This is a genomic window from Actinoplanes sp. NBRC 101535 (assembly GCF_030269225.1).
GTDB lineage: Bacteria > Actinomycetota > Actinomycetes > Mycobacteriales > Micromonosporaceae > Actinoplanes > Actinoplanes rectilineatus.
On sequence record NZ_BSSY01000007.1, the window covers coordinates 391,157 to 413,220 of the forward strand.

A 22,064-nucleotide genomic window follows, 5' to 3' on the forward strand; every position below is an offset into this window, starting at 1 on the left:
CCGTTGACGATCGTCCCCGGCTCCGGCTACGGTCGCTATACGCCGTAAATTTACGGCATATAGTTAAGGGGTCGACATGACACGGACCGTTCTCGTCACCGGCAGCTCGTCCGGCTTCGGCCGCGCCACGGTGCGCACGTTCCTCGCCCAGGGGTGGAACGTCGTCGCGACACTGCGCGACCCGGCGGCCTGGGACGGTGAGGCATCCGACCGACTGCTGGTGCGGGCTTTGGACGTACGCGATGAATCCTCGATCGATACGGCGGTGACCGCCGCGACCCAGCGTTTCGGGCACCTGGACGCGGTGGTCAACAACGCCGGGATGGGACTGTTCTCGGTTTTCGAGACGACCCCGCAGAGCGTCATCGACGACCTTTTCCAGACCAATGTGTACGGGCCGATGCGCGTCATCCGTGCCGTGCTGCCCGTGTTCCAGGCCCAGGGTGGTGGCCGGATCGTGAACGTGACCTCCAGCAGTGCGACCGTTCCGACCCCGTTGCAGGCGGCCTATGGCGCGTCGAAGGCGGCGCTGACGGTGTTCTCCGAGGGGCTCGAATACGAGTTGGCCGATCAGAACATCCAGGTCCGGACGGTCGAGCCGGGATTCGTGCCGACGACCGGATTCTTCACGCAGACCAGTGCGCGGTTCGCGGCCATTCCGGCGCCGGAGGCGTACCTGCCGTACATCCAGAAGCAGATCGCCGCCTTCGACGTCCAGCCACCGGCCGGATACCTCGCCACCGAGGACGACGTGGCCGCGACCGTGTTCACCGCGGCCACCGACGAGAGCGGCCTGACCCGTTTCCGGGTCGGCGGCGACACCCTGGACGGCGCCGCCGCCCGCCGGCAGTCCGACGCCGACTACGACGCGTGGCGGACCGCCCAGTTCGCCTGAACACGTTTCGTGGTCAGGGTGCGAAGCCCGTCCGCGTGGTGATTTCGGGCGCGCTGGACGCCCCAAATCACCACACCGGTGGGGGTGTGGTGATTACGGGCGGGCTGGACGCCCCAAGTCACCACACCCGTGGTGGGGTGTGGTGTTTTCGGGCGGGATGGGTGGCTGTCACCACGCGGACCCCGATGACGAAACGTGACTAGTTCTGGGGCGCCGCGACGTACACCCAGGCTGTGTCTCCGGAGGCCAGCGGCGCTGACACCCGCTGGTAGTCGTCGACCTCGTATTGGTCGGCGGCCACCAGCTCCGCGTCGGTGACCTCGAGGACCGAGCCGTCCACCGTGTCGGCGGTGTCGCCGGTGGCGAGCAGGATCGGGTGGTGGGTCAGGCCGCTCACCGCGAGCACGTGCGGATCGGTGATCAGCACCCGGTCGAGGCGGAACCCGACGATCCGGTCCGGGCGGGCGGTCAACTCACGGCCGAACGTGGCCTTCTGCACGGCCGGGTCGCGCAGCGTTCCGTAGGAGAACAACAGGGGCACCGCGTCAGCCTAACCCTGTTGCCCGGTGTTGAGATCATCACGCGATGGAACAGGTCAGCAGTCGCGTGGTCTATCGCAATCCGTGGATGACGGTCCGGGAGGACGAGATTCGGCGGGCGGACGGCAGCCCCGGCATCTTCGGCGTCGTGGAGAAGCCGGACTTCGCGCTCGTCCTGCCCCGTACCCGCGAAGGGTTCTGGATGGTGGAACAGTTCCGCTATCCGGTGGGGCGGCGGGCGTGGGAGTTCCCGCAGGGCGGCTGGGGCATGGAGGCCACCGGCGGCGACCAGGCCGACCTGGCCCGCCACGAGCTGGCCGAGGAGACCGGCCTGCGCGCCGCGTCGATGGTCCACCTGGGGCATCTCTACGAGGCGTACGGCTACTCGACGCAGGGCTTCGACGTTTACCTGGCGACCGGCCTCGAAGAGGGCGAACCCGACCGCGAGGCCAGCGAACAGGACATGATCCACCGCTGGTTCAGCGACGCCGAGATCACCGCGATGATCCGCACCGGCCAGATCGTGGACGCGCCGTCCCTGGCCGCCCTGACCCTGTTCACCCTCACCTGACCACGTGGAACTCCGGGTGGGCGGCCTTGACCGGCTCAGGCACGGCGCCGGCCGGGCCGGGCACCTGCTGACCTTCGGGGCTGAGTAAGAAACTGAGGTCCCGACGCGTTGCGGTTGCTGGTAGGCGGGATGCCGCACGGCTGCGGAGCCGCCTGCCGGGGACCTTAAACCCGCACCTCGGGGTACGGGTCAACGCGATTCTTCTCGCGATGACAAGGCTGCCCACCACGGGCCAGGCTGGTGCCGTTACGACGGAACAGGGAGCGTGGGATGACAGCCATCAGCCGGGTTATCGGGCGGCAGATCCTCGACAGCCGGGGCAACCCGAGCGTCGAGGTCGACGTGGTGCTCGTGGACGGATCGTCGGGGCGGGCGGCCGTGCCGTCGGGGGCGTCGACCGGGGCCAACGAGGCCGTCGAGCTGCGGGACGGGGATCCGGCCAGGTTCCACGGCAAGGGGGTCGGCCGGGCGGTCGCCGCCGTCAACGGGGAGATCGCCGCGGCGGTGACCGGACTGGACGCCGAGGATCAGGCGCTCGTCGACGCGACGATGATCGAACTGGACGGCACGAAGGACAAGGGCCGTCTGGGCGCCAACGCGATCCTCGGGGTGTCGCTGGCGGTGGTGAAGGCCGCGGCTCAGGCCCACCGGCAGCCGCTCTACCGGTATGTCGGCGGGGTCGGTGCGCGGGTCCTGCCCGTCCCGATGATGAACATCGTCAACGGCGGGGCGCACGCCGACAATCCGCTCGACTTCCAGGAGTTCATGATCGCTCCGGTGGGGGCGACGTCCTTCTTCGAGGCGGTGCGGATGGGGTCGGAGGTGTTCCACACGCTGCGGCGTCAGCTGGCCGCGGCGGGACACGGCACCAATGTGGGGGACGAGGGCGGGTTCGCGCCGGACTTCGCGGACGCTGACGAGGCGCTGCGGTTCGTGGTGCGGGCCGTCGAGGAGACCGGGTACCGGCCGGGGGTGGACATCACCGTGTGCCTCGACCCGGCGAGCTCCGAGTTCTTCCGGGACGGCGTTTACGCGTACACCGGAGAAGGGGTGGAAAGGTCGGTGGACGAGCACATCGGCTATCTGCTGGACCTGGCCGGGCGGTATCCGATCTCCTCGATCGAGGACCCGATGGCGGAGGACGACTTCGCCGGGTGGCGGAAGCTCACCGACCAGGCCGGTGACCGTCTCCAGCTCGTCGGCGACGACGTCTTCTGCACCGACGCCGACCGGCTGATCAGTGGCATCGAGGGTGGTTACGCCAACGCGATCCTGGTGAAGGTCAACCAGATCGGCACGCTGACCGAGACGTTGCGGACGGTCGAGACGGCGCACCGGGCCGGCTACCGGGTGGTGATGTCGCACCGTTCCGGCGAGACCGAGGACACCACGATCGCCGATCTGGCGGTGGCCACCGGATGCGGGCAGATCAAGACGGGGTCGCTGTCGCGCAGCGACCGGACCGCCAAGTACAACCAGCTGATCCGCATCGAGGAGGAGCTGGGCGCCTCCGCCCGCTACGCCGGCCTCCCTTATTGATCCTCCTGGATCACGGTGGGACGGTGGACGGTGTGAATCCGACGAGCGGTATGAACGAACCCGATGTCGACACCACCACACACAGCAGCGCGCGGGTCTGGAACTACATCCTCGGTGGCACCGACAACTACGAGGTCGACCGGGCGCTGGCCGACCGGATGCTGGCGGCGTTCCCCGGGATGGCGGTGCTGGCCCGCGAGCAGCGCCGGTTCCTCGGGCGCGCGATCGGCTACCTGGTCCGCGAGGCCGGGGTGCGCCAGTTCCTCGACATCGGCACCGGCCTGCCCACCGCCGACAACACGCACGAGGTCGCCCAGCGGCTGGCGCCCGAGTCGCGGATCGTCTATGTCGACAACGATCCGCTGGTGCTCGCCCACGCGCGGACGATGCTCACCAGCAGCCCCGAGGGCGCCACCGACTACATCGACGCGAACGTGCAGGACCCGGAGCGGATCCTGCGCGAGGCGGCCCGGACTCTCGACTTCGGCAAGCCGGTGGGATTGATGATGTTTGGCATCCTCGGGAACGTCGCCTCCTACGACGAGGCCCGCGGGATCCTGAAGCGGCTCCTCGGCGCGCTGCCGCCGGGCAGCTACCTCGCGCTGTCGGAGGGGACCGCCACCAGCGATCAGGCGCAGTCCGGCAAGCAGGTGGCCGCGGAGCAGGGTCATGCCTACACCCCGCGGACGGTGGCTCAGGTCGAGGGCTACTTCGAGGGCCTCGACCTGGTCGAGCCGGGTGTGGTGCCGACGCCGCACTGGCGTCCGACCGGCGGCGAGGTGGCGTCGGCGATCGACGGGCGCGGTGGAGTCGGCCGCAAGAGCTGATTCATTCATTTGCATCTGTCGACTAAGCATGGACGGATGCGAAGACTGTTCGGGGCCGTCCTGCTGGCGGCGGCCCTCGTGATCAGCGGGACGGGGCCGGTGGCGGCGGCGCCGGTCGTGCCGGCCGGACCGGGTGCCGCCCTGCCGGACGGCTGGTTCGTGGCCGGCGGCAAGCTCGGCTGGCGGGCCGAGCGGCAGGTGCCGGCCGGGGACGCCGCCGTCGAGTTCTGGTCCGGGGAGCGGCGCCTCGGCGTGCCCGCGTTCACCGCCGATCACACCACGTTCACCCTCGACCTGAGCCGGGTGTTCAGCCTGGCCGACCTGTCGGTGCGCACCGGCGGACGGCGCCTCGACCGGGTCGAGGCGCTGCCCCGGCGTACCGCCGCACCCACACCGTCGCCGGCACCGACCCTGCCCGCCACCACCACCGATCCGGGCGTCAAGGGCAAGTTCAAGACCATCTCCGGCGGGTACGCGCTGAGCAGCGTCACGTTGCCCGACTATCCCGAGCCGGTGGAGATGGAAGCCGTCGTGGTCGCGCCGAAGGGGGCGACCGGTCCCCGTCCCCTGGCACTGTTCCTGCACGGACGCCACCCGACCTGCTACTCCGGTGACGACTGGACGATGCAGTGGCCCTGCTCGGAGGGGACGCAGCCGATCCCGAGCCACCGGGGTTACCTGCAGGCGCAGGAACTGCTCGCGTCGCAGGGCTGGATCACCGTGTCGATCTCGGCCAACGGCATCAACGGACAGGACGCGGGGCTGGAGGACGCCGGGGCGCAGGGCCGCTCCTCGCTGGTCCGCGAACACCTCGCCCGGTGGGCGGACTGGTCCGGCACCGGCCGGGCCGGCGCCCCCGCGATCGTCCGGTCCGCGCCGCGCGCCGACATGGGCCAGGTCTTCCTGATGGGACACTCCCGGGGTGGTGAGGGCGTCAACCGGGCCGCGATGGACTCGCTGACCCCGCCGCCCGGTGACCGGATCGCCACCCGCTGGACGATCCGCGGCCTCATGCTGATCGGCCCGACGATCTTCGGCCACGATCCGGTGCCGGACGTGCCGTCGGTGACGATCCTGCCCGGTTGCGACGGCGACGTCGCCGACCTGCAGGGGCAGATGTTCGTCGACGCGACCCGGGGTGTCGGCCGGGGCCGGGCCCTGCACAGTGCGCTGTTCATGATCGGTGCCAATCACAACTACTTCAACACCGAGTGGACGCCGGGACAGGCGGTCGCGTTCGCGTTCGACGACTGGGCCGGCTGGGACCCGGACGACCCGGTCTGCGGCACCGGTGCGCCGACCCGGCTGACCGCGGCGCAGCAGCAGGACGCCGGGGTTACGTACATCGCGGCCGCGGCCCGGCTGTTCACCGGCGAGGACCGGATGCGCCCGCTGCTGGACGGCAGTGGGGTACGCGCACCGTCGGCCGGCCCGGCCCGGGTGCTCAGCCACGCGCTCGGCGGCAACCGGGTTCCGGCGCTGCTGCCCGATCCGGCGACGGTCACCGGCGGCGGGGCCCGGATCTGTGCGCTGGTCAGCGGCGACGACGACCGGTGCCTGGCGCCGCGGGCCACCTACTTCCCGTCGGTGCACGGGACCCCGTTCCGCAACACGGTTCCGGAGCCCGGCCGGTGGGCGGCCGACGTCAGCTGGTCGTCGGCCGGAACACCACTGACCCTGGCGCCGGCCCGGCCGGTGTCGCTCGGGGACTCCCGGGACCTGGCGCTGCGGCTGATCGTGCCGCCGGAATCGACCGGAACCCGGTTCGGTGTGACGATCGTGGACACGGCCGGGCGGCGTACCGTGCTCGGCGACGCCGCCGCCGACGGCCTGCCGGCCGGCATGATGCGGGCCTCCTACTGGGCGCAGGAGCTGCGGGTGCCGCTCGGAGGCTTCCGCGGCCGGATGGCGGGGCTGGAGTTGACCCCGCGGACGGCGAGCGGGCAGGCCTGGCTGCTCGACGCGTGGGGCTACCGGCCCGGCACCCCCGATCCGCGCCCGGTCGCCCTGCCCCGGGTGGACATCGGCGGCCTCACCGTGACCGAGGGCGACACCGGTTCGGTGACCTATCAGGTGCCGGTGCGGATCAGCGGCGGCGACGGTGGCGGCGGCCGGCTGCGGCTGGCGATCCTCGACCGGCTCTCCGGCGGGAGCGTGACCTGGCAGGCGACCGTCGCGCCCGGCACCGGGCTGATCGAGGTGCCGGTGGATGTGCCCGGCGACACCCTGTACGGCGAGGGCGAGGCGCAGGTGGTGCTCGCCAAGGCGGAGCAGGGTCTGGTCGTCGGCGACTACACCGGTGTCGTGAACGTCCTCAACGACGACCCGATGCCGGTCGTCACCGTCGCACCGGTCACGGACACGGTCGCCGAGGGCGGCACGCTGACCTGGCGGGCGACGCTGTCCACCCGGGCCGAGGCGTGGATCCCGGTCGACGCGTGGGCGGTGCCGCCCGCCGACGGCACCGAGCTGTCCACGCGGGACGTCGACCCGGACTGGCTGTGGAGCCTCACCGGCCGCGAACCCGACCCGGAGCTGCCGTTGTCGGGGGCGGACGTGTTCCCGTACACCTTCGTGGAACCGGGGGAGATCTCCGCCGACCTGACCGTGCCGACGATCACCGACGACGTGGCCGAGGGGCCCGAGACGGTCGAGCTGGAGTTCGGCAACGACCTCGGGACGTTCCGCGGGACCGTGACGGACTGAGTCGCCGTCCGTGCCCGGCCGGCCGGCCGGGCACGGACGTCTTTCGTCAGGCGGCCGGGAACACCTGCACCTCGCCGCCGTCGGCGAACAGCTCGCTGCCGGTCATGTAGCTCGACCGGTCGCCGGCCAGGAAGAGCGCGGCCTGCGCGATCTCGGCCGGGTCCGCGACCCGGCGCAGCGGCGTGGAGGCGGCCATCTGCGCGAGGAAGCCGTCGACGTGGGTCTCGTCGCCGGGGATGCCGCGCAGGCCGGGCGTGTCGGTCGGCCCGGGGACCAGGACGTTGACCCGGATCCGGCGCGGGGCCAGTTCGGCGGCCCAGACCCGGGCGAACTGCCGGATCGCCGCCTTGGACGCCGAGTAGGTGCCGCCGCCGGGGCCGCCGCGACTGGCCGTGGTGGAGCCGGTCAGCACGATCGACGACCCGTCCGGCATGAGCGGCAGCATCTTCTGCACGGTGAAGGTGGTGCCGCGCACGTTGGTGTCGAAGGTCCGGTCGAAGCTCTCCGGGGTCAGGTCGGTGAGCGTGTTGAACTCGCCGCCGCCGGCGTTGGCGAAGAGGACGTCGAGCCGTCCGGCGCTCTCGGCGATGCGGGCCGCGACCGTGTCCAGGTCGTCCAGGTCGGCGATGTCGCCACGGATCGCGGTGGCGCCGATCGCCGCGGCGGCCTCGTCGAGTTCGGCCTGCCGCCGGCCGGTGATGAAGACCCGGGCCCCCTCGGCCGCGAAGAGGGCGGCCGTGGCCCGGCCGATGCCGGTGGCGCCGCCGGTCACCAGGGCCACCTTGCCGTCGAGGTCAGTCATGGGGTGCTCGCTCTCGTTCAGTTCCGGACTGTACGGTCCAATACAAGCACAATGTTGACCGGTCGGTCCAGAACGAATATCGTCGGGGTATGGCACGCCCCCGCAAGTTCGACGAAGAGCAGGTGCTGCGCTCCGCCACCGAGGCATTCTGGAACGCGGGCTTCGCCGCGACCTCGCTGGACGACCTGATGCAGGCCACCGGCCTCGGCAAAGGCAGCCTGTACGGCGCCTTCGGCGACAAGCAGGCCCTGTTCCAGCGGGTCCTCGACGGCTACTGCGCGACCAGCACGGCACACCTGCGCGACCACCTGGACGGTCCCGGCTCGTCGTCGGCCGACCGTCTGCGGGACCTGTTCGACACGATGGTCACCGCCCTCGGACAGCCCGGCCCGCACCGGTCCTGCCTGCTCGCCAAGTCGGCGGCCGAGCTGGCGGCCACCAACCCCGAGGTCGCCGACCGGGCACGGCAGACGTTCGTCACGATCGCCGGACTGCTGCAGGCCGAGATCGAGAAGGCCCAGGTCGCAGGTGACGTCCCCGCGGACCGGGACGCCCGCCGCACGGCCCGTCACCTGCTGGCGGTGCTCCGCGGGATGGAGGCGCTGGCCCAGGCCGACGTGGGCGAGGACGTCCTGCGCGATGCCGCCGACGCCGCCCTCGAGGTCGCCGGGCTACGGCGTGATCCGGCGACGTGATCGGTGCCGACACCGGACTGCTTCACGGCGTACCCCTCAAGGGGTCAGATGGCCCGTCGCCTGCAGCAAAGCCCGGCTGAAACGGTTGAGACCGATCGCGGGCAGGCGCTGCGGGGCGAACCAGCGCAGCTCGCTGATCTCCTCCCGGTCGGGCGCCGGAGTCCCGCCGGCGACGGCGGCCTCGAAGACGGCGGTGACATAGGCGGCCCGGTCCCCGTTGGCGTAGGTCACCTCGTAATCGGCGCCGCCGAGCACATCCAGCAGCCGCAACCGGTGGATCCGCAGGCCGGTCTCCTCGCGGATCTCCCGGACCGCCGCCTGGGCCGGGGACTCGCCCAGGTCGACCGCGCCGCCCGGCACCGCCCACCCGTCCTGCTTGCCGGTGTGCCGGACCAGCATGAGCCGCCCGTCACCGTCGCGGACGAGGGCCGACACCGACGGCAGCAGGATCAGTTCGTGGCCGATCATCGCCCGTAGCCGGGCCAGGTGCGCGGAGATACCCACCGTGCCAAGCTAACGCCTGCCCCGAGGCCGATTCTTCCGGGTCGCGGTCTCCGGCCGCCGCCGGTCAGATCGTGCGCGTCGCCTTCGCCAGGTTGGCTTCCAGCTCGGCCCGGTCCTGCCTGACGACGTACGCCGGACGGTCCCGCTCGACCCGCCACGACTCGCTCAGCGGGCTGACGTCGACCGCGTCGAATCCGATCCGGTCGTAGAGTTCGATGGCGAACGCGACCGCATCGGGATGGTCCGAGGAGACCACCAGCGCGCGTCGTCCCGGCGTGCCGGACGGGGAACCGTCGGTGGTGATGGCGGCGGCCGTGATGTGGTTGAACGCCTTGACCACCTTGGAGCTGGGCAGGTGCTGCTGCAGCAGGCCCGAGGTGGTCGCCTCGCCGCGGTCGAGCTCGCCGAACCGGCCGTCGCGTTCCCAGTAGTAGTTGTCGGTGTCGAGCACGATCTTGCCGGCCAGCGGCTCGACGGGAACGTCCTTGTACTTGCCGAACGGCACGGTGACGACCACCACGTCACCGGCGGCGCCGGCCTCCCGTGCCGTCGCCGCCCGCGCGGACGGCCCCAGGTCGTCGATCAGGGCGGAGAGGGTCTCGGGGTCGCGCGAGTTCGCGATCACGACGTCGTGTCCCAGCGCGATCACCGCCCGGGCCACCTGGCTTCCGATGTTTCCGGCCCCGATGATTCCGAATGTCGTCATGATCTGTCGCAACTCCGGAGCACCCGGTCCTATTCCCGCGAAGTCGATCGATCCTGTAGGTGTTGATCGTGGCCGTGATCGCGGTCGGGGCCGCCTGACCCGCCGGTCGTTGCCGTCGGCGCATGGTCGCAGGGCGATCGCCGGCTCCCCGGGACGCGGTCGGTCAACCGCCCGGCACGCTGATCGGTCAGCGAGCCGGGCGGCACGGCCGAGATCAGCGGCGCTCGTGGACGGTCTCGCCGCCGACGACCGTCGCGACCACCGCCACGTCGCGGATCTCCTCGGCCGCGACGGTGAGCAGGTCCCGGTCGAGGACGGCGAAGTCGGCCAGCAGGCCGGGCCTGATCCGTCCCTTGAGGTGTTCCTGGTGGGTGGCGTACGCCGAACCATGCGTGTACGCGCGGAGCGCCTGCTCCACGGTGAGCGCCTCGGCGAGCCCGAACGCCGCGCCGGAGGCGGTCCGCCGGTTGACCATGTCGTGCAGGCCCCACAGCGGCGGCGAGTCGACGACCGGGGCGTCCGAGCTGCCGGGCAGTTCGATGCCGGCGTCCACCCAGGTCCGCATCCGGTAGAGGCCGGCGGACCGGTCCGGGCCCATGGCGGCGAGCAGCCCGTCGCCGGTCTCGGACACGAACCGGCCCTGGGGGACCGGGATCAGTCCCAGGTCGACGATCCGGCGTACCTGCTCGGGGCTGGTGACCGCGCAGTGCTCGATGCGGTGCCGGGTGTCGGCGCGCGGGTGCAGGCGCTGGGCTTCGGCGTACGCGTCGAGGACCACGTCCAGGGCGGCGTCGCCGATGGCGTGGGTGGCGACCTGCCAGCCGTTGCGGTGCGCGTCGACGATCTGCCGGCGTAGTTCGGGCTGCTCGACGCGGAGGAAGCCCCGTTCACCGGGGGTGTCGTGGTAGTCGCAGCACATCGCGGCGGTCCGGCCGATCAGCGAACCGTCCGAGACGATCTTGACGCCGCCGACGCGTACCCAATCGTCGCCGAGCCCGGACCGCAGGCCCAGGTCCAGGCCGTACCCGTTCTCGCCGGGCCCGATCGGGCCGAAGTCGTGCAGCGCCTCGATGTAGGGCATGACGGTGGTGCGGACCCGCAGCCGGCCGGACTGCCGGGCGTCCTGGAAGGCGCGCAGGTCGGCGCGGGACGAGCCGAGCCCGCCGACGCCGCCGATGCCGGGTTCGGTGATGCTGGTGATGCCGCGGGCCAGGCAGTGCTCGGAGGCGGCGGCGAGCGCGTCGCCCAGCTGCGGCAACGGCACCGGGAACAGCACGTCCGACACGCGCGTCATGGCCTCCTCCTGGAGCAGGCCGGTCGGCACCCCGTCGACGCGGACGACGGCGCCGCCGGGCACCTCGGGCAGGGCGTCCAGTCCGGAGAAGCCGGCGGCCCGGGCGGCGGCCGAGTTGGCCACCGCCATGTGCTTCGAGGTGTGCACCAGCCACACCGGATGCTCCGGCGCGATCCGGTCCAGCTGCTGCGCCGTCGGGTGGGCGCCGATCTTGTTCTGGTCGTACCCGTGCCCGATGATCCACGTGCCGGGCGCGAGTCGCGCGGCGCGCCCGGCCACCGCCGCGAGCAGGGCGTCGAGGGTCGGCGCTGCCGGCGCCGACACATCGAGCTGGAGCATCTCCCGGCCGACCATGGAGAAGTGCTGGTGGGCGTCGTGGAAGCCGGGGACCACGGTGGCGCCGCCGAGGTCGACGACCCGCCGGGCGGAGACGCCGTCGAGGTCGTCGTCGAGGGCGGCGACGCGGCCCTGCCAGACGCCGATCCGGGTCGCGCGGGGGTGGTCGTCGTCGACGGTGTGGACGACGGCGTTGGTGAAGATGGTGTCGAGTCGCACGGTCGGTTCCCTCTCAGGCGGCGACGGGCCGGCGGCGGGTCCAGGCGGCCAGGCCGGCGACTCCGGCGGCGGTGACCAGCAGGATGACGATGTAGAACACCGCGATGCCACCCCAGCCGCCGGTACGGGTGGCGATGTACTGGGCGATGAACGGGGTGGTGCCGCCGATCAGCGTCGAGCACAGCTGGTAGCTCAGCGAGATGCCGGTGTAGCGCACCCGGGCCGGGAACGCGGCGGCGAGGAAGCCGGCCAGGACGGCGTAGTAGCCGGCGCCGGCGACGATGCTCAGCGCCAGTCCGATGAAGATCGGCACGGCCTGGCCGGTCTGCACCAGCAGGAACATCGGGATCGCCACGACGACGTTGGCGGCCAGGCAGACGGTCATGAAACGGGCCGGGCCGGTGCGCTCGGCGATCAGCGCGGCGAACGGCTGCCAGACGAACTGGGTGATGGCCAGCAAGAGCAGGATGTTCAGCATCGTCTGCCGCGGAACGCCCAGCTCGGTGGTGGTGTACGAGAGCATGAACGTGTTGGTGAAGTAGGCGGCCGCGATGCCGCTGACACTGGCCAGCAGGGCGAGCACGACGACCACCGGGTGCCGGGTGAGGACCTCCTTCAGCGGGGCGCGTTCCGGAGCTGCGGCGGCGACCCGTTCGGTGAACTCCGGGGTCTCCTCGACCTTGAGCCGCACCACCAGGCCGATCACCACGAGGACCGCGCTGACCAGGAACGGCAGCCGCCAGCCCCAGGACAGGAACGCGTCGTCGTCGAGCCGGCTGACCAGCAGGAACGCGAAGGTGGCGAGGATGCTGCCGGCCGGGGAGCCCTGCTGGACGAACATGCCGGCGAAGACGCCCCGGCCGCGTTCGGCGCTCTCCGAGGCCATCAGCACGGCGCCGCCCCACTCGCCGCCGACCGCGAAGCCCTGCAGGAAGCGGAGCACGACCAGCAGGATCGGGGCGGCGACCCCGATGCTCGCGTACCCGGGGAGCAGACCGATGCAGGTGGTGGCCGCGCCCATCAGCACCAGGGTGGTGACCAGGGTGCCGCGGCGGCCGAACCGGTCGCCGAGGTGGCCGAAGACGATGCCGCCCAGCGGTCGGGCGACGAAGCCGACCCAGAGGGTGGCGAACGAGGCGAGGATGCCGGCGGCCGGGCTCACCTCGGGGAAGAAGACGGTGCCGAAGACGAGGGCTGCGGCCGTACCGAAGATGTAGAAGTCGTACCACTCCACGGCGGTGCCGATGAACGAGGCTAAGCCCGCGCGGCGGGCTCGCCGGGAGTCGGTGGTCAACACGCCCATGGGTTCTCCTGAATCGGCGAGGTGCAGTGCGGCCAGCCTTCCGGCCTGTGCTCATGCCGTCCAATGCCGGATGGTTTCCGTTTCCTTGCCTTCCAGGCAATGCGAGAATCCGCAGATGGTCGAACTACGCGTCCTGCGCTACTTCGTGGCGATCGCCGAGGCCGGCAGCCTGACCGCCGGCGCCGAGGCGGTCCGCATCAGCCAGCCTGCCGTGTCCCGGCAGCTACGGGCGCTGGAACGGGAGCTGGGGGCGGATCTGTTCCGCCGGGGCAACGGGCCGCTGCAACTCACCCGGGCCGGCAGCCGCATGCTGTCGGTCGCCCGCGACCTGCTGCGCCGCGAGGGCATGGCCCGGCAGGTGCTGCGCCTCGGCGCGTCCGGCGAGCTGAGCGGCACCCCGGAACTGACCGTGGTGGCGCCGCTGGCCACCCTGCACGACCTGGTGGCGCCGCTACTCGCCGCCCGCGGGGCGGACCTGCCGGTGATCGACGGGGTGGAGATGGAACCGGCCCGGGTCTTCGACGAGATCGTGGCACTCGGTGCCGACCTGGGACTGTCGACGTACCCGCCGCCGGCCGGCTGGCGGGCCCGGCGGCTGCCGGACATCCCGCTCTACGCGCAGGTGCCGGCGGGCCATCCGTACGCGGAACTCGACCGCATCGAGCTGATCGACCTGCTCGACGACCCGCTGATCGTGATGAACCGGACCAACATGGCCCGGCTGGTGGTCGACGAGGCCCTCGCCGGGCTCGACCGGCGGCCGGCCCGGCTGGTGGAGATGAGTTCCTCGCTGCTGGCACAGGGGCTGGCGGCGGCCGGCCGCGGGGTGGCGCTGCTGACCAACTGGTCACGTTTCGACCTGGCCGCCGTGCCGGTGAGCAACGGCGGCCGTCCGATCCTGATCCCGATGTACGCGGGCTGGGACCCCACCCACTACGCGGCCGATCTGCTGATCCACCTCATCGACGAGATCGAGGAGTTCTGCACGACGGCGATCGCGCGGTCCTAACCGGCCAGCGCCTCGCCCAGCACGTCGAGGGCGTCGTGCAGCAGGTCGTCGGAGATGGTCAGCGGCGGCAGGAACCGCAGCACGTTACCGTAGGTGCCGCAGGTCAGCACGATCACGCCACGCCGGTGCGCGGCGGCGGCGACCGCCTTGGCCAGCGCCGCATCCGGCCGCCCGGAGTCCGGTTCGACCAGCTCGACGGCGATCATCGCGCCGCGGCCGCGGATGTCGCCGATCCGCGGGTCGCCGTCGCGCAACGCGGACAGTCGCGCGGTGAGCAACTCGCCGATCCGCCCGGCCCGCGCGATCAGCCCGTCCTGCTCGATGGTCTCGATGGCGGCGAGCGCCGCCGCGCAGGCCAGCGGATTCCCGCCGTACGTGCCGCCGAGGCCGCCGGTGTGCGCGGCGTCCATGATCTCGGCCCGGCCGGTCACCGCGGACAGCGGCAGGCCGCCGGCGATGCCCTTCGCGGTCACGATCAGATCGGGTACGACGTTCTCGTGCTCACTGGCGAACCAGGCCCCGGTACGGGCGAACCCGGTCTGCACCTCGTCGGCGATGAACACCACCCCGTGCTTCCGGCACCAGTCGGCGAGCGCGGCCAGGAACCCCGGCGCCGGGGTGATGAAACCGCCCTCACCCTGGATGGGCTCGATCACCAGGGCCGCCAGGTTCGCCGCACCCACCTGCTTGTCCAGCTGATCGATCGCCCGGGCGGCGGCGTCCGCCCCGGACAGCCCGCCGTCGCGGTACGGGTACGACAGCGGTGCCCGGTACACCTCCGGGGCGAACGGCCCGAACCCGTGCTTGTACGGCATCGACTTGGCCGTCATCGCCATCGTCAGGTTGGTCCGCCCGTGATAGGCGTGGTCGAACACCGCGACGGCCGGCCGCCCGGTGGCCAGCCGGGCGATCTTCACGGCGTTCTCCACCGCCTCGGCGCCGGAGTTGAACAGGGCGGTCCGCTTGTCGTGCGTACCCGGCGTCAAGCGGTTGAGTGCCTCGGCCACGGCCACGTACCCCTCGTACGGGGTGACCATGAAACAGGTGTGGGTGAACGCCCGGACCTGCTCGGTGACGGCCGCGACGACCCGCGGATCGCTGGCGCCGACACTGGTCACCGCGATGCCCGAACCCAGGTCGATCAGGTGGTTGCCGTCCACGTCGACCACCACGCCACCGCCGGCACCCGCCGCGAAGACCGGCATCGTGGTGCCCACCCCGAAGGCGACCGCGGCCTTCTTCCGTGCCATCAGTTCCTGCGATCGCGGTCCGGGGATCGCCGTCACGAGTCGTCGTCGTTGCTCCATGTCAGCAGTCTGCGAAGCTCCAGCTATGCCGTCCAATACTTGTTGAGCCACCAACCCAGGCCTGCCGGGCATGTCGAGTCGTAGGCTGACCGGATGGAGACGTCGGGCCGCCGGGCGCTGGGGGAGTTCCTTCGGACGATGCGGGAGCGGCAGCAGCCCACCGGCTCCGAGTCGGCGGCTTCCGCACGGCGCACTCCGGGCCTGCGCCGTGAGGAGGCCGCCGCGCGGGCGAACATCTCCGTGGCGCACTACATCAACATCGAACGGGGCACCGGCGCCAGCCCGTCCCCGCAGGTGCTGAACGCGATCGCGCGCGGGCTCCGCCTCGACCCGGGCCAGACCCGGCATCTGTTCGAACTCGCCGGCGAAGCCCCACCCCGGCCCCGGCACCCGCCGATGGAGCTGCCCGCCGCCACCAGCCGCCTGCTGCGCACACTGGAACCCACCCCGGCCCTCGTGCTGAGCGCCCGGTTCGACGTCATCGCCCAGAACGACGCCGCCGTCGAACTGCTCGAGGATTTCACCGTGACGGCCCCGCGCCGCCGTAATCTGATCCGGCGGCACTTCCTGCCCGATGCCGGTGACGACGGCGACATCTGGACCACGGCCGGGCTCGACGCCTTCACCCGGTTCGCGACCGCTCAGCTGCGCCGGACGGTGGCCCGGTACCCCGACGACGAGGAGACCGCCGCACTCGTCGCCGAGCTCCGCGAACACAGCCCGCACTTCCGGGATGCCTGGGCGCGGGTGCACACCGGATTCCGGGGCTCCGGCCGGGTGGCTCTCGGCGCCGAGACCGTGACCTGTGACGTCATGCTGGTTCCCGACCAGGACCAGTACGTCGTCTTCCTCTCTCCGGACGGCGGACTACAGGTGGCGTCCCCGTCCTGACCCGGGAGATACAACCTGTGGCTGTCTCCTCGATCCTCCGCGCGATAGCTTCGGATCGCTATCGAGGAATGCGGAAAGATCCATGGAGAACAAGTATGAGTGGCTGGATCGATCCGATGATCGACGAATTTCAGCGCAGCGGCGGCGATCACCCCCGCTTCGGGCGTGACCTGGTCCTGCTGCACGGGATCGGAGCGCGGACCGGCGAGCCCCGTTCCCACCTGACCCGGGGAATCGCCTTCCGCGGAGGATGGGTCGTCGCGGCCACCTTCGGCGGCAATCCCCGGAACCCCGCCTGGGTGAACAACCTTCGCGCCCACCCCGACATCGATGTCGAGGTGCCGTTGCCGACGGCCGGCATCGAAACCCACAGTGTGCGCGCGGTCGAACTCGACGGACCCGACCGCGAGGCGGCCCGGCAGAGGTTCCGTGCCGTCTCACCGGTCTTCGCCCAGTTCGAGGCCGGCGTCGACCGGACCATCCCGATCTTTCACCTGATCGTTCGCTAGACCCGTTTCGTCGTCAGGGTCCGCGTGGCGAATTCAGCCGCCCACCACGCCCGTAATCACCACACCCACCCGAGCGTGGTGACTTCAGGCGCCCAGCGCGCCCGTAATCACCACGCGGACGGGCTTCGCACCCTGACCGCGAAACGTGTCTAGTCCGTGGCGACGGCGGCCGCGACAGCGCGCGTCTGCGGTGTCGCCGAGGCGGTCAGGGCGATGCCGAGACGGCTGGGGGAGAGCCGGGACCGGCCCGTCGGTCATCGTGAAGCCGTCGTCCTCGCCCGCCACGACCGGATTGCCGATGGCGTAGTACCGGTCGTGGCCGTCGATGTGCGAGATCCGGAACAGGTCCAGGCCTCGACGGTGGACTCCGCCGCCCCGGTGACGGCGGTCGTGCCGAGGTTCAGGCGGGCAGGACGATGGTCTTTCCCGGAATGCGGCCGGCGGCTGCTTCGGCGTGCAGGGCGGGCAGCTCGGTCAACGGGATCCGGCGGGTGACCTCGACCCGCAGTTCGCCCTTGTCGATCATGGTCACGAGTTCGGTGAGGCGTTCGCGGTGGGGCAGGACGAACACGGTCGCCGCGGTGACACCGCGGGACTCGTCGCCCGGGGTGGCCATGAAGGCGGTGGTGCTGACCACCTTGCCGCCGTCGCGGACCAGGGCCACCAGCGCGGTGAACCGGTCCGGGTCGATCGGGGCGAGGTTGAGCAGCACGTCGACCGGCTGACCGATCGCGGTCAGGGCCTCCGTGGTGGTGTAGTCGACGATCTCGTCCGCCCCGGCCGCCTGGACGGCCTCCCGGCTGCGGGCGGTGGCGGTGGCCACGACGTGGGCGCCGGCCTGCTTGGCCAGGGCGACGGCGTACTTGCCGACCACGCCGCCGGCGCCGTTGATGAAGATCCGCTGACCGGCCTGCAGGGCGCCGTCGTCGAAGAGGGCCTGCCAGGCGGTCAGCGCCACCGACGGCCATGCGGCCGCGTCGGCCAGCGGGATGGTGGTGGGGGCCGGGACCAGGCGGTCCGCGGGGGCGATGACGTACTCGGCGGCGCCGCCGTCGCGCTCCATGGGCAGGAACCCGATCACGGCGTCGCCCACCCGCAGGCCGTCGACGCCTTCGCCGAGCGCGTCGACGGTGCCGGAGACGTCATAGCCGGGTACGTGCGGCAGCACGACCGGGATCGGCAGGAAGCCCGCCCGCATGCCGTTGTCGGCGGCGTTGAACGCCGAGGCGGCGACCCGGATCCGCACCTCGCCGGCGCCCGGGGCCGGCTGCTCGACGTCCTCGTAGCGCAGGACCTCGGGACCGCCGACCTCGTGGAAACGTACTGCCTTCATGACTGAGCCTGCTTTCGTGGTGGTTCCCGTCCGGTGACGTCAACCAACTTCGCAGGTTCGGCCGGATCTAACCTGGGCCAGATCGGCCCACCCTGACGACCGCCGGGCCGTCGGCCGCACCCACCACCTCCGCCAGGCGGAACGCATCGGCCGAACCGGGCGTCGCGGTCAGCATCAGCGCGGCCAGGTCGTCGCCGGGGATGGCGAGCAGGCTCCCGGCCAGCGCGACCGGGGCACCCTCGGGATGCAGGAAGGTCGCGGTGCTCTGGTACGCCTCCACCGGCCGGGGCGCGCGCCATGAGGTGTCGAACAGCCGGCTGCGGGTGCGGAGTTCGTCGACCAGTTCGGTGAGCGGGGCGTCGGTGGGATACCGCAGCAGTGCGGACTTGAGCTGGGTGACGAGGATCGTCTGGTGGTCGGTCGCGTCCGTCTGGGATTGCTGGAAACCGTCGAACGGATCGCAGAACGTGCGCCACGCGACGTTCCAGTCCCAGCGGCTCCCGGTGAGATCCCAGTGTTCCAGGGCGAGGAAGGCACTGTTGACGGCGATCAGGTTCATCGCGGCGTCGGAGACGAACATCGGGGTGTCCGGGAAGCTTTCGAGCAGCCGCAGCGCGCCCGGACCGAGATCGGTCGGCACCTGCCCGCCCGCGGCGGCGTACCCGGCCAGCGCACAGAGCCGTTCGTAGTCGGCCCGCCGGACCCGCAACGCGCGGGCGATGGCGTTCACCACGCCGGCCGACGGGTGGCTGCGTCCCTGCTCCAGCCGGCGGACGTAGTCCGCGGACATCCCCGCGAGGTCACCGAGCTCCTCCCGCCGCAGGCCGCGTACCCGCCGTCCGCCCGCCGGCAGGCCGACAGACTCGGGTGCCGTGTTTTCCCGCAAGAGGCGCACTGCCGCGCCGAACTCGTGACGTTCCACGGCACCAGTGTGCCTCGGCCGCCGCAGGGTGGGCCGGACCGGCCCAGGTGGGATCCGCCGGATGCTGCGACGTTGGTCAGCGTCCCCATCACGAAAGCGGGCCCAGCTGTGAAGGCAGTACGTTTCCACCGGTTCGGCGGCCCCGAGGTCCTGCGGTACGAGGACGTCGAGCGGCCGGACCCGGTCGCCGGCGAGGTGCGGATCCGGGTCGCCGCGACCTCGTTCAACAGCGTCGACGCCGGCATCCGCGCGGGCCTGCTGCGGGGGCCGGTCCCGGTCCGGCTGCCGCACACGCCCGGCATCGACGTCGCCGGCACCGTGGACGCGCTCGGCCCGGGCACGGCCGACGTCGCGGTGGGGGACCACGTCGTCGGGTTTCTGCCGATGACCGCTGCGGGGGCGGCCGCGGAGTACGTGATCGCGCCCGCGGAGGCCCTGACCGGGGTGCCGAGGCAGTTGTCGCTGACCGATGTGGCCGCCCTGCCGCTCGTCGGCCTCACCGCCTGGCAGGCAGTGTTCGACCACGGCAACCTGACGGCCGGGCAACGGGTTCTGATCATCGGTGCGGAGGGAACAATCGGTGGGTACGCCGTGCAGCTGGCCAAGGAGGCACGTGCGCACGTGCTGGCCACGGCGAGTCCGCACCGGACGACATGGGTCACGGCCGTGGGAGCCGACGAGGTGGTCGACCGTACTCTCACCGGCGTCACGGAACGGGTCGACCTGGTCCTCGACTTCACGCCGCTTTCCGCGTACCGGATGAACGCCCTCGTCTCGTTGATCCGTGACGGCGGCACACTGGTCAGCACCACTGCCGAAAGGCCCGTCCCCGGCGACGGGAAGCGTGGTGTGCGGGGCGTCGGCCTGCGGGTACGCGGCGATACCGATCAGCTCGCCGACCTGGTCGCCCGGGTCGGAACCGGCGAGTTGTTCCTCGACGTCGCGCACCGGGTGGCACTGGCCGATCTGCCGGCCCTGCATGCGCGGGCGATGACGACGCCGCTGCCGGGCAAGGTCGTCGTCCTGGCGCCCCGGCCCGGACGGTGACGTGGTTCACCGTCGAAGATGCGCCGACCACGTGGCGGCGACGGCAGGACATGCGGCTGGTGGACGGCAGCACGCTGCCGTGGCTCTGTGGTGGCAGGAGCGGTGCGCGCGGCATCGAGGCGGCCGCCGACGCGGGCGACCCGGCGATGGTCCGGCTCCGCGAGAACGGAACGGTGCAGGCCGTCCGCGCCGCCCACGACTGGACGTCCGAACACCGCCTCCTGCTCGAACCCTGACACGCGGCCGTGCCCGCCGGCATCAAGGGTGCGGCGTGGTCGTCGTCATTCGGCGAGGCTGGGTGCCTGGCGGGACCAGCGGTGCGCGCCGAGTTCCTCGACGATGAAGCGGGCGACGTCGGTACGCGTGACGCGCCGGCCACCCAGGGGTGTGCTGTCGTCGGTGGCGCGGTAGCTGCCCGTCGGTTCGCGGTCCTGGAGGTAGGTGGGCCGCACGAAGGTCCAGTCGAGGTCGATGTCGCGCACGATGCGTTCCATGTCGGCCATGTCGGCGTACAGGTTCGCGCCGATCGGGCGGATCAGGCCGTGGTACCACCAGGCGTGGTGGGGGTCGTCGTGCCGGACGCCGACGGAGGTGATGGCCAGCAGCCGTTTCACCCCGGTGGCCCGCATCGCCGCCACGATGGCGCGGGCGCCGTCGGAGTAGAGGCGACCGGCTGCGCGGCCAGCGAGCCCTGACGGCGGCCGGCAACGCGGCCGGGGCCACTGAGGAGGCCATGTCCGAGGCCGCCGGATCGGAGCTCGACGCGGTCTACGGCGGCCTGCCGGCGGGCACCCACCCGACCATCCATGCTCTGCTCCCCGTGATGACCACCGCCGGGCGCGACAGCCGTGCCTACGCCGACTGGAAGCTCAACGTCGTCATCGACGGACTGCTGCGCCACCGCCGGCCGTCGTAACGCGGTCACCCGTCCGGCGACTCCGGGCTCGGCGGAGGATCGCTGGCTCACCGGGACGGTGCTTCGGGCGTACCCCCGAAGGCTCTTGAAAAGCCGGTGTTTCGCAAGGCCGGCCGGCGCTCCGCGGCGGAGCGCCGGCCGGCCGGCCACGTCAGGCGGCGTCGCCGTGGGCCTGGGGTCCGGCGTGGACGACCTCGGCCATCAGCAGGGTGAGCTCCTGGACGAGTTCGTCGGTGGTCTGGCCGGTCTGGGAGCGGATCAGGCTGAGGGCGAGTTCGGCGAGCAGGCAGAAACCGCGGGCCTGGGTGCGTTCGTCGCCCATCGCGGCCAGTAGCTCCTCGGCGCCGGGGAAGTCGCCGCGGTGCTTGGCGGCGATCACTCCGGCGGCCTGCTGGGCGGCGAGGAAGACCGGCCCGGGACCGCCGGCCCCGGGGGTGCCGCTCCCCGGGGTGTGGTCGGCCGGGCCGGTGTCGTTCAACGGTGGATCCTCACGGTGCGACGATGAGCGGGTTGCCGGCTGCGCGGGCCGCGTCGAAGCGCTTCGTCACGTCGGACCAGTCGACCAGGTTCCACAGGCGGTCGACGTAGTCCGGGCGGACGTTCTTGTACTGCAGGTAGTACGCGTGCTCCCACGCGTCGAAGACCAGGATCGGCGTGGAGCCCTGGCCGACGTTGCCGTGGTGGTCGTAGACCTGTTCCACGATCAGGCGCTGGGACAGCGGTTCCCAGGCGAGGACGCCCCAGCCGGAGCCCTGCACACCCTTGGTGGCGGTGGAGAGCTGTGCGGCGAACGCCTCGAACGATCCGAAGTGTTCGGCGATGGCCGCGGACAGTTCGCCGCCGGGGCGGTCGGCACTGGCGCCGGGCCGCAGGTTGTTCCAGAAGATCGAGTGCAGCACGTGGCCGGAGAGGTTGAAGGCCAGGGTCTTCTCCAGGCCGACCAGTGCGGAGTAGTCGCCCTTGTCGCGCGCCTCGGCGAGCTGGTCGAGGGTGTCGTTGCTGCCCTTGACGTACGCCGCATGGTGCTTGCTGTGGTGCAGTTCGAGGATCTGCCCGGACATCGCCGGCTCGAGTGCGCCGTAGTCGTAGGGCATGTCGGGAAGCGTGTAGATCGCCATGTTGCCCAGTATCTACTATTGCCAACTCTTGGCAACTGCACAATCATGACATCAGGGTGATTGCCCTCAGCGGCCC

24 protein-coding genes are annotated in these 22,064 nt (G+C 71.6%); 12 read left to right on the forward strand and 12 right to left on the reverse strand.

Annotated elements, in window-relative coordinates; genetic code table 11:
* Nucleotides 1-76 precede the first annotated feature (76 nt).
* The gene (locus QSK32_RS22035) at nt 77-895 is read left to right on the forward strand and encodes an SDR family oxidoreductase (protein ID WP_285472992.1); all 819 of its coding nucleotides are present in this window, start codon (nt 77-79) and stop codon (nt 893-895) included.
* 199 nt (nt 896-1,094) lie between these two features.
* On the opposite strand, the gene QSK32_RS22040 is transcribed toward QSK32_RS22035, so the two are convergent.
* Complete coding sequence (locus tag QSK32_RS22040) at nt 1,095-1,436, reverse strand: gamma-glutamylcyclotransferase family protein (protein WP_285472993.1); 342 nt, start codon at nt 1,434-1,436, stop codon at nt 1,095-1,097.
* A gap of 44 nt (nt 1,437-1,480) precedes the next feature.
* On the opposite strand from QSK32_RS22040, the gene QSK32_RS22045 reads away from it, so the two are divergent.
* From QSK32_RS22045 to QSK32_RS22060, 4 genes are all read left to right on the forward strand, one after another.
* The gene (locus QSK32_RS22045) at nt 1,481-2,005 is read left to right on the forward strand and encodes an NUDIX domain-containing protein (protein ID WP_285472994.1); all 525 of its coding nucleotides are present in this window, start codon (nt 1,481-1,483) and stop codon (nt 2,003-2,005) included.
* Nucleotides 2,006-2,275: 270 nt separating this feature from the next.
* On the forward strand, nt 2,276-3,544 hold the full coding sequence (gene eno / locus QSK32_RS22050) for a phosphopyruvate hydratase (RefSeq protein WP_285472995.1): 1,269 nt from the start codon (nt 2,276-2,278) through the stop codon (nt 3,542-3,544).
* A gap of 50 nt (nt 3,545-3,594) precedes the next feature.
* Nucleotides 3,595-4,371 carry an SAM-dependent methyltransferase gene (locus tag QSK32_RS22055; RefSeq protein WP_045741200.1) on the forward strand — a complete coding sequence of 259 codons (777 nt, stop codon included), beginning with the start codon at nt 3,595-3,597 and terminating at the stop codon, nt 4,369-4,371.
* Nucleotides 4,372-4,407: 36 nt separating this feature from the next.
* The gene (locus QSK32_RS22060) at nt 4,408-7,077 is read left to right on the forward strand and encodes an alpha/beta hydrolase family protein (RefSeq protein ID WP_285472996.1); all 2,670 of its coding nucleotides are present in this window, start codon (nt 4,408-4,410) and stop codon (nt 7,075-7,077) included.
* Between the two features lie 46 nt (nt 7,078-7,123).
* Here the strand turns inward: QSK32_RS22060 and QSK32_RS22065 are convergent, their stop codons facing one another.
* The gene (locus tag QSK32_RS22065) at nt 7,124-7,879 is read right to left on the reverse strand and encodes an SDR family NAD(P)-dependent oxidoreductase (RefSeq protein ID WP_045741152.1); all 756 of its coding nucleotides are present in this window, start codon (nt 7,877-7,879) and stop codon (nt 7,124-7,126) included.
* 89 nt (nt 7,880-7,968) lie between these two features.
* On the opposite strand from QSK32_RS22065, the gene QSK32_RS22070 reads away from it, so the two are divergent.
* A complete protein-coding gene (locus QSK32_RS22070; protein WP_045741151.1) occupies nt 7,969-8,574 on the forward strand; it encodes a TetR/AcrR family transcriptional regulator in 606 nt (201 codons plus the stop codon).
* Nucleotides 8,575-8,610: 36 nt separating this feature from the next.
* Here QSK32_RS22070 and QSK32_RS22075 read toward each other — a convergent pair whose 3' ends face one another.
* From QSK32_RS22075 to QSK32_RS22090, 4 genes are all read right to left on the reverse strand, one after another.
* Complete coding sequence (locus QSK32_RS22075) at nt 8,611-9,078, reverse strand: NUDIX domain-containing protein (protein ID WP_285472997.1); 468 nt, start codon at nt 9,076-9,078, stop codon at nt 8,611-8,613.
* A gap of 64 nt (nt 9,079-9,142) precedes the next feature.
* On the reverse strand, nt 9,143-9,784 hold the full coding sequence (locus QSK32_RS22080) for an NADPH-dependent F420 reductase (protein ID WP_285472998.1): 642 nt from the start codon (nt 9,782-9,784) through the stop codon (nt 9,143-9,145).
* A gap of 214 nt (nt 9,785-9,998) precedes the next feature.
* Entirely contained in the window at nt 9,999-11,633 is a 1,635-nt protein-coding gene (locus QSK32_RS22085) for an amidohydrolase (protein ID WP_285472999.1), read from the reverse strand.
* A 13-nt stretch (nt 11,634-11,646) separates the two neighbouring features.
* Nucleotides 11,647-12,936, reverse strand: a complete 1,290-nt coding sequence (locus tag QSK32_RS22090) for an MFS transporter (RefSeq protein ID WP_045741147.1) — start codon at nt 12,934-12,936, stop codon at nt 11,647-11,649.
* Between the two features lie 115 nt (nt 12,937-13,051).
* Between QSK32_RS22090 and QSK32_RS22095 the strand changes: the two genes are divergently transcribed.
* A complete protein-coding gene (locus QSK32_RS22095) occupies nt 13,052-13,945 on the forward strand; it encodes a LysR family transcriptional regulator (RefSeq protein WP_045741146.1) in 894 nt (297 codons plus the stop codon).
* Here the strand turns inward: QSK32_RS22095 and gabT are convergent.
* A complete protein-coding gene (gene gabT, locus QSK32_RS22100) occupies nt 13,942-15,252 on the reverse strand; it encodes a 4-aminobutyrate--2-oxoglutarate transaminase (RefSeq protein WP_285473000.1) in 1,311 nt (436 codons plus the stop codon). The two genes, QSK32_RS22095 and gabT, sit on opposite strands and share 4 nt — an antisense overlap.
* A 93-nt stretch (nt 15,253-15,345) precedes the next feature.
* On the opposite strand from gabT, the gene QSK32_RS22105 reads away from it, so the two are divergent.
* Together QSK32_RS22105 and QSK32_RS22110 are read left to right on the forward strand one after the other, a co-directional pair.
* Nucleotides 15,346-16,143 carry a helix-turn-helix domain-containing protein gene (locus QSK32_RS22105; protein ID WP_285473001.1) on the forward strand — a complete coding sequence of 266 codons (798 nt, stop codon included), beginning with the start codon at nt 15,346-15,348 and terminating at the stop codon, nt 16,141-16,143.
* Between the two features lie 116 nt (nt 16,144-16,259).
* Entirely contained in the window at nt 16,260-16,652 is a 393-nt protein-coding gene (locus QSK32_RS22110; protein WP_169792423.1) for a nitroreductase/quinone reductase family protein, read from the forward strand.
* Nucleotides 16,653-17,052: 400 nt separating this feature from the next.
* Here the strand turns inward: QSK32_RS22110 and QSK32_RS22115 are convergent, their stop codons facing one another.
* Both QSK32_RS22115 and QSK32_RS22120 read right to left on the reverse strand, forming a co-directional pair.
* Entirely contained in the window at nt 17,053-17,985 is a 933-nt protein-coding gene (locus QSK32_RS22115; RefSeq protein ID WP_285473002.1) for an NADP-dependent oxidoreductase, read from the reverse strand.
* A gap of 67 nt (nt 17,986-18,052) precedes the next feature.
* Nucleotides 18,053-18,907: an MmyB family transcriptional regulator gene (locus tag QSK32_RS22120; RefSeq protein ID WP_285473003.1), complete on the reverse strand. Its 855-nt coding sequence runs from the start codon at nt 18,905-18,907 to the stop codon at nt 18,053-18,055.
* A 108-nt stretch (nt 18,908-19,015) separates the two neighbouring features.
* Between QSK32_RS22120 and QSK32_RS22125 the strand changes: the two genes are divergently transcribed.
* Nucleotides 19,016-19,954, forward strand: a complete 939-nt coding sequence (locus QSK32_RS22125) for an NADP-dependent oxidoreductase (RefSeq protein WP_285473004.1) — start codon at nt 19,016-19,018, stop codon at nt 19,952-19,954.
* The gene (locus QSK32_RS22130; RefSeq protein ID WP_285473005.1) at nt 19,951-20,190 is read left to right on the forward strand and encodes a hypothetical protein; all 240 of its coding nucleotides are present in this window, start codon (nt 19,951-19,953) and stop codon (nt 20,188-20,190) included. Before QSK32_RS22125 ends, QSK32_RS22130 begins: the two co-directional genes overlap by 4 nt.
* Before the next feature lie 45 nt (nt 20,191-20,235).
* Here the strand turns inward: QSK32_RS22130 and QSK32_RS22135 are convergent, their stop codons facing one another.
* Nucleotides 20,236-20,706, reverse strand: a complete 471-nt coding sequence (locus tag QSK32_RS22135; protein ID WP_285473050.1) for an NAD(P)-dependent oxidoreductase — start codon at nt 20,704-20,706, stop codon at nt 20,236-20,238.
* Here QSK32_RS22135 and QSK32_RS22140 point away from each other — a divergent pair.
* Entirely contained in the window at nt 20,688-20,870 is a 183-nt protein-coding gene (locus tag QSK32_RS22140; RefSeq protein WP_285473006.1) for a hypothetical protein, read from the forward strand. The genes QSK32_RS22135 and QSK32_RS22140 overlap by 19 nt on opposite strands.
* Before the next feature lie 151 nt (nt 20,871-21,021).
* Here QSK32_RS22140 and QSK32_RS22145 read toward each other — a convergent pair whose 3' ends face one another.
* Both QSK32_RS22145 and QSK32_RS22150 read right to left on the reverse strand, forming a co-directional pair.
* Complete coding sequence (locus QSK32_RS22145) at nt 21,022-21,348, reverse strand: hypothetical protein (RefSeq protein ID WP_045741137.1); 327 nt, start codon at nt 21,346-21,348, stop codon at nt 21,022-21,024.
* A 10-nt stretch (nt 21,349-21,358) separates the two neighbouring features.
* The gene (locus tag QSK32_RS22150) at nt 21,359-21,988 is read right to left on the reverse strand and encodes a superoxide dismutase (RefSeq protein ID WP_285473007.1); all 630 of its coding nucleotides are present in this window, start codon (nt 21,986-21,988) and stop codon (nt 21,359-21,361) included.
* Between the last annotated feature and the right edge of the window lie 76 nt (nt 21,989-22,064).